The sequence below is a fragment of the Microcoleus sp. OTE_8_concoct_300 genome, assembly GCF_031383065.1.
Lineage (GTDB): Bacteria > Cyanobacteriota > Cyanobacteriia > Cyanobacteriales > Microcoleaceae > Microcoleus.
Genome location: NZ_JANMZH010000547.1, coordinates 1 through 6,494, shown reverse-complemented (window position 1 = coordinate 6,494; position 6,494 = coordinate 1). Strand labels below are relative to the sequence as shown.

Here is a 6,494-nt window from a genome sequence, read left to right as displayed (position 1 = left end):
CTGAAATTCCCATCAAGTGGGATGTATCAACCATTGAAAATTCCCATCAAGTGGGATGTATCAACCATGTTAGCAAGCTTTCGACCAAAATCAACCCCCAGACACAGATTGAGCCGGTTTGTGACGAAAGAGGCGATCGCGCGGCTGCTGAAAATCAAGGTAGAACAAATATATCGCTTCGAGTGCTGGGCGCATATCCTGTACGTGCACGCCAAAGGCATGAGTCGGTTTGTCAGTTATGCCGACTTTCCGCCTGTTTTGGGAGTGGAATCGCCCTCTGGTTTAGATTTTGGTTATTGGAAGCGCCGTTGGGCGAGTCAGAAAGAGAGACACGCGCCGGATTTTTGGGTGGATTTCTATGCGGCGAGATTTCAGAAAGCTGTTTGTGTTTCTGAATTGTTGGAGTGGGGGGAAATGGTGGGGGTGATTAAATTGATGTTGGGGGCGATCGGGCTGGAGTCACTGCGAAAGGTTTACGCACAAGAGAAATCTCTGCTGGAACATTTCTAAATTAGTCCTAAACGCAGGGGTGGTTAGAAACCGGGTTTTTTGACGAGAATACTGCATTTGAGCCTTTAACTAAAGTGAAAAACCCGGTTTCTTTGGTGTCGCTAAGTCCTGTAAATTTTTGTCCCCCCGTTGTTAAGCGGGACTGGGGATGTAATCTCTGCCGCAAACATTCAAAAAATTGGTACAAGCTCGACCGCAACAGTTATAATTTCTCCATGCGCTTCCCCGTCTATCTGAGTTAAGCCCATGAGTAACCTTTCAAACATCCCAGGCGGAGGCGATTTACCCGATCGCTATAGGAATGTAGGAGAACAAATCCAAGCATTCTTCGATTTTGCCGAAAACAATCCCGATCGCGCTGGTCTTTTTTTCGTCAATATCTGGGAAACTCAAGCATCACTAACCACGCGGGCTCTAGCGCTACAAGGCTTAGGCGTGGCTGCAAAACACTATCACGTTGTAGAGAGTTATGAGTGATTTTTCAGGCATCCAACCACCAGGAAGTGGCGGCGGCAAATTCCCGCCTATCCAGAAGGGAAAAGACTTTTTTGACCAGTTTCCCCACTGTCGCGATGATGGGGAAAGAATCGAACTTTTTGTGAATACAGCTCAAAGACAGGATGCACCTTTAAAAGCTCTCGAAGAATTGTTGAAGTACAGAGATCAATTTTACTTGACGATGGGGCTTCAGAGCTTTGCGTATATTGGCAATCAAACCATCAGAACAAAACTTGCCAATCTCGATTATATTGACGGACTTGACGAACCTTTAGATAAAATTTATCAGCTACCTAACCCGGACGATTATAAGTGTCATAGCCAAAGAATATTTGAAAAATTGTCCCAAGAGGCTCAATCAGGTAGCGAACTCACTCGTTTGTCAGCAGCTTGGACAATTCAGCAATTGAAATATCCTCAGATAGTTTCAGCTAGGTTCTTGTTCAAGTCTGTTGAGGATATTCAAAGGCAAATTATCAGTGAAAATCTCAAACGTCTTAGTGATAGGTACTTATTAAACGATCCTATCCGATATAAAGAATTTCTTGATTTTTGGGTGTACGCACCGAAAAATCATTTGCTTCAGTTACTCCAATCAATTTCTGCTAATTCCCTAAAAATTGTTGACGATGTTCTAACTAGGTTAGGTGTTGCAGGTTTTGAATTGGTGACGCAAGCTTATGGTTTACAAAAGTTTGTTGTCGAAGCTGGTTTACGTTCAGCAGACTCTCTTTTCAGAGATAGAGATTATCAGGATTCTGAAACAAGAGAAAGATTATCAAAAGCTCTGATTCCTTTTTTGGGTAATTCTGATATCGACCTCCGACGGCTTGTTGCTAAAACTATTAACGAGGCAGGATCGTGGTTAAAAACTGACATTAGGGCTAAAGCAGCCGTGATCTCAAGAGACTGGAATAGTAATGTAGTCCGACTGGGTGAAGCATCGGTTCCATTTTTGCTACAAGCTATCCGAGGTTCACTCATACTAGATACTAGAGATAATCTACTAGAACAAGTTAAAGCTGTTCAGTGCATTGGCACAATTTATGCTGCTAATATTGATAAAAAAATCCGAAGTCTTGTAGAGTTTCTGCAACACCGTGAAGAAAGTGTGAGAGACGCAACTGTATCACTGCTCAAGCAGCATCAAGACAGGTTAGATCAGAATTCCCGTTACATACTCACAGCCCTAGATTTTCAGTTTCGCTTACCACAAATTAATTTTTTTAATTTTACGAGCCTTGCAGAGATTGAGATAGAAATCACATCTACTAGGAAATATCAGACAGAAATTGAGAGAATATTTCAGAATGCTATCTCTAGCTGCAAGGCAGATGCTACAGAAGTCTTAAGCTTTTTGTCCTCCAAGCAAAAAGAGTACAATATTTTACTGTCACAGCATTTTCAAAGTTTAGAAGATTCTAAATCAAGGATAAGATTGAAGGCTGCTGAGTCTTTTAAAAACGAAATAAGAGAAACAGGAAGATTCTTGAGAAGTGGTGTACTTTTGTCAGTTGTCATAATAATTACCTATATCTCTTATCCTACGTTTTTATATGCAATTAAAAATCCTACTCTAATAATTAACTCAATGGTTTTATATTATCAAAATTCACCTCGCTTGATGCAAGATTTTGTATTGGGAATAATGTTAGGACCACTAGGTTTATTTGGTGGAGGGTTTATATTATGTATCAAGCTTGTTACTTGCATAGTTGGATGTATGCCAGGAATAATTAATGATTTTGTAGGGGTTATAGGTGGACTAATTGGTACTGTTCTTTATATAATAATTATTCCACTAATTTGTATACTACCTTCTGGAATCCTTCAGATGGTGTCTTATCTACTTCTGGAAATAGATTTTATGCTGAAATTCATCATAAAAAGACTTATAGATTAGAAAAATAATACAATATAAAAATATATTAAACTGACATGACGCACATTTTTCCTCTGTATTTTCTGATTCCAGAACTACCTAACCTCAACTCTCAAAAGTATATTGAGCGATACGGCAATCAAGTTCGTCAGTCAATCGCAGACAGTCAGCGCGGACTTTTGCAGCATTTCCTCAGCTTAGGCAACACCAATGGCTTAACGCTTTCCCTCCGTTACTTTTATGACCCGAACAACTCTAAAGACGAACGTTTAAAAATTTACTTGATATTCAATTATTCACACAATGATTATCAGGAACTAAATCTAATTAAGGAAGAAATAATCAGTTTTATTCAAATTTCAAGTTTAAGTGTTTTTTACAATTTTGAACTATCGCCTGGGTTAAATCAATGTCAAGACTTGGGGTGGGTAAACCATATTGGAGAAGCTCTAAAGCCTGAAATTTTCTACTCGCAAGACTACTATGTGCCAGATTTTTTTGATGCTAACAAAAATAACAATATGTTAGATGTGTGTGATATTCTGAATCGATTAAATGAAAAATTTTTCCTAGAAATCACCCTGCAAGTGTGTCAAAAATCTGAAGATAGGTCAACGTTAGCTAAAGCATTCACTCAAATGATACCTCAACTGCAACAGGTCATAAGTCATCGCCGAGATATCTTTTTTGAGAGAGCATTAAGTATTTATCAGCACTATCAAACAACCTATCTGCCTAGCAACTTATTTAAGTACAGTATCAAAGCACTAGCCCAAACCAGAAGTAACATCCGCCCTGTTTTAATGGAATTAGTAAGAAGTGCAACAGCAGCCCAAAGCCACGGAGAACAAGACTGTGTTGAAATCGTGAGTCGTGATATGGATACTCAAAAGTTCTTGAAAAGTTTGAAATCCACTGAAAATGTAGAGATTTCTAAGGCTGTAGAACGGAAGGGCTGGCAGGGTGACTTTGAGGATAAGCCGATCAGACAATCTATAAAACCTAAAATCAGTAATAACGAATTAGGTGACAGCTCTACTGATGATTATTTCAAGCCATTTACATCTCATATCGCAGATCTTAATAAGGCAGCTTTGCCATCGTCATCAAAAGGAGAAATTGTGCGCTCGTCACCTTCCGCCATCACTGAATATGTTAATATCTATGGTAAAAGTCCTTTAGCCCAGAACAAAGACCTTAAACCCTTACACCGCTATGCAACGCTAGAAGAAATTAGTGGATTTTTCCGCATAGTTATTCCTGGTAAAATTCCGGTTGCCGGTATTCCTCAAGAACAACCCCCGTTAATTAAGCCAAATGCTGAGGATATATTTAGAAAATACGGTCACACAATCAAAGGAGATAAGTATATAGTTGGTCTTACTGATGATGGGAGCATCGTGTATTCTGACTGGAGTTCGATCGCCCATCGTTTAGTTGCTGGTGTCAACGGTTCTGGCAAGACAATTTTTTTATTCTGGGTGGTTTTTCAATTTCTTTACGCCGAACCTCAACGACAAGTTTATGTACTCGATCCCAAAAAACAGTTTCTTTTATTAAAAAAAGCAGGAGTTAACATTCATGTAGAAACAGAACCAGATAATTATCCCGATTTTCTCAAGGAAATATACGACAAAGAATTTGAGAGAAGGAAAACTTTAATCTATGAGGAAGTAGGAGTGGATGATATTAAAGAATTAAGAGAGTTTGGTTATGAAGAGCATCGAATTCTTGTGATTGTCGATGAAGCGGCTAGAATAGAGAATATGGATCGCGATCTGAGAGAGGATACTGAAAGGTCTTTACAGGAATATGCTACTCAAGGTCGCTCTCTGGGAATTCATTTAATCTACTGTACGCAAAGACCGATTAACTTAATTGACCCTCAAGTAATAGAACAACTCGATGAAAGAGTGATATTCAGAGTTTCGGAAGGAACAAGTGAGCATCTTTTAGGCAATTTTATGGCGGCTAGAATTCCATCTGGAAACAGAGGTCAGGGAAGGGCTGTCATCCAGAATGAAAATGGTGTTAACTTTGTAAATACTCCTGAAATCAAAAGACCAAAACCTAACCTTCCTGTATCTGATACACTTTGGGGTAGGCTAACAAATAAAAGATAAATAGTTGTAAACAGCCCTTGGAGGTACAAGTTATGTCAGTTGAAGCCACGATTGAGGAGTTTCAGGAAATGTTGGTCAAGTTACGTGAAAAAACTGAGCAGTTAGAGTCTTCCACTAAAAGTATAGATACTACTGCTAAACGCGATCTAAGTATGAAGTTTAAAGGTATCCAGCGAGAGCTTACCGACTTATCTCGTCAAATGCGTAAGACAAGTACAGTAATGGATGAAATTGTCAAAAAATGGAGCAAAGAATCTGGAGAATATCTTTAGCTATGCTGAACTAGCTAATACGGCTGTTAATGATGTCGTTTTTAAAAATGCGATGGCGCAAACTGAGAATTATTTGACAACGGCTATTGCATCAGGTGTACCCACATGGCTAGCCCTCGAACTCGCTAACCTTCCGGGTGATTCTTGGATTTTATATGAAAATCCCAACGCGACAGAAAGACTCACTGATTTAACCCAAAATCCCGCCAGTGACTATTATCAAAAAAAACCTAGTACACAACTACAAGGCGATCAAGGAGAATTAGTCTTATTAAAAATGCTGTTAGACTCTGATGATACAGAAAATCTTCTGTCAAGTTTACGAATCAAACCTAAACTTAATTTTGAGAATGGCAAAGATTACTGTAAACCAGATTTTTATCTAACATCTCACCGTTTAATTTGTGATGCAAAAGCTTATAAACCTAGTTCCATTAATGGCATTAAGGCAGCAGCCAAGAAATATGTTAACTATCTTCGGGAAAATGGAGGAGGTGAAGTCAGATTTTATGTACCTCGAGATACTTATATCAAATGTCAGCACAGACTCAATCGACTTCAATCTCAAGAAAACGGGGTCAATGTTACCATCCATCCTATGACCAGTGATTATGAACATATACTTTGGAAAAAAGAATTAATTTATACTTATCTTAAGTCTTTGCTAAAAATCCAAGTAACTCCTTGAGCAGAGAATATGTGGAGTAGATAAATTATGACTCAATCTCCTGCGACAATATCGCTCGATCGCATCCTCGAACAAAATGCCGAATCTGTACTGATTTGGGTAAACAACATATTTTCAGGTAAAACCGCGCAACCACAAGACTTTAACTGGCTATTATTAGCCGATGTTTGCTCTGCTAAGGCTCGAAAAAGTCAAAATGGTTTAGGTTTGCCCGATCGCACATGGGCAGAAGTAGCAACCGCAATTTACGATCGCCTAGCCGATGATGCCGATCGCAAAAAACCAGGTAGCGGTGAGTCTTTTACAATTTCCTCAATGATGCTGCGGGCTGGGGCGATAGAAAAACACGGAGTAATTTCCGGTCATCCTGTTCTCGATGCTAACTTAATTCTACAATGGTTTTGGAACAACATCAAAGAGTCGTGCGAAGATGTGGAAAAAAAAGCAGCTAATTGGAAAACGCTACCCATTGCAGAAATTCGCGAGTTAAGACAACTTAAAAATCGATTGAAAGTTATCGC

The 6,494-nt window shown here is 39.1% G+C and carries 7 protein-coding genes; all 7 read left to right on the top strand.

Going from position 1 to position 6,494, the window contains the following annotated elements; all coding sequences use genetic code 11:
- Positions 1–21: 21 nt before the first annotated feature.
- Positions 22–510 carry a hypothetical protein gene (locus ACUVJL_RS25305; RefSeq protein ID WP_445248356.1) on the top strand — a complete coding sequence of 163 codons (489 nt, stop codon included), beginning with the start codon at positions 22–24 and terminating at the stop codon, positions 508–510.
- A 246-nt stretch (positions 511–756) separates the two neighbouring features.
- The gene (locus tag ACUVJL_RS25300; protein WP_445248355.1) at positions 757–987 is read left to right on the top strand and encodes a hypothetical protein; all 231 of its coding nucleotides are present in this window, start codon (positions 757–759) and stop codon (positions 985–987) included.
- The gene (locus ACUVJL_RS25295) at positions 980–2,911 is read left to right on the top strand and encodes a hypothetical protein (protein WP_445248354.1); all 1,932 of its coding nucleotides are present in this window, start codon (positions 980–982) and stop codon (positions 2,909–2,911) included. Before ACUVJL_RS25300 ends, ACUVJL_RS25295 begins: the two co-directional genes overlap by 8 nt.
- 35 nt (positions 2,912–2,946) lie before the next feature.
- Positions 2,947–5,013: an FtsK/SpoIIIE domain-containing protein gene (locus ACUVJL_RS25290; RefSeq protein ID WP_445248353.1), complete on the top strand. Its 2,067-nt coding sequence runs from the start codon at positions 2,947–2,949 to the stop codon at positions 5,011–5,013.
- A 32-nt stretch (positions 5,014–5,045) separates the two neighbouring features.
- On the top strand, positions 5,046–5,285 hold the full coding sequence (locus tag ACUVJL_RS25285; protein WP_445248352.1) for a hypothetical protein: 240 nt from the start codon (positions 5,046–5,048) through the stop codon (positions 5,283–5,285).
- The gene (locus ACUVJL_RS25280) at positions 5,239–5,973 is read left to right on the top strand and encodes a hypothetical protein (protein WP_445248351.1); all 735 of its coding nucleotides are present in this window, start codon (positions 5,239–5,241) and stop codon (positions 5,971–5,973) included. The genes ACUVJL_RS25285 and ACUVJL_RS25280 overlap by 47 nt, the downstream gene beginning before the upstream one ends.
- A gap of 27 nt (positions 5,974–6,000) precedes the next feature.
- Positions 6,001–6,494: hypothetical protein (locus tag ACUVJL_RS25275; RefSeq protein ID WP_445248350.1), on the top strand; the 494-nt coding region annotated here is incomplete at its 3' end.

What these genes read in the sequence shown, in the direction of transcription:
- ACUVJL_RS25305 (WP_445248356.1), top strand. Translation starts at nt 22, where the DNA reads ATGTATCAACCATTGAAAATTCCCATCAAGTGGGATGTATCAACCATG.
- ACUVJL_RS25300 (WP_445248355.1), top strand. Translation starts at nt 757, where the DNA reads ATGAGTAACCTTTCAAACATCCCAGGCGGAGGCGATTTACCCGATCGC.
- ACUVJL_RS25295 (WP_445248354.1), top strand. Translation starts at nt 980, where the DNA reads ATGAGTGATTTTTCAGGCATCCAACCACCAGGAAGTGGCGGCGGCAAA.
- ACUVJL_RS25290 (WP_445248353.1), top strand. Translation starts at nt 2,947, where the DNA reads ATGACGCACATTTTTCCTCTGTATTTTCTGATTCCAGAACTACCTAAC.
- ACUVJL_RS25285 (WP_445248352.1), top strand. Translation starts at nt 5,046, where the DNA reads ATGTCAGTTGAAGCCACGATTGAGGAGTTTCAGGAAATGTTGGTCAAG.
- ACUVJL_RS25280 (WP_445248351.1), top strand. Translation starts at nt 5,239, where the DNA reads ATGAAATTGTCAAAAAATGGAGCAAAGAATCTGGAGAATATCTTTAGC.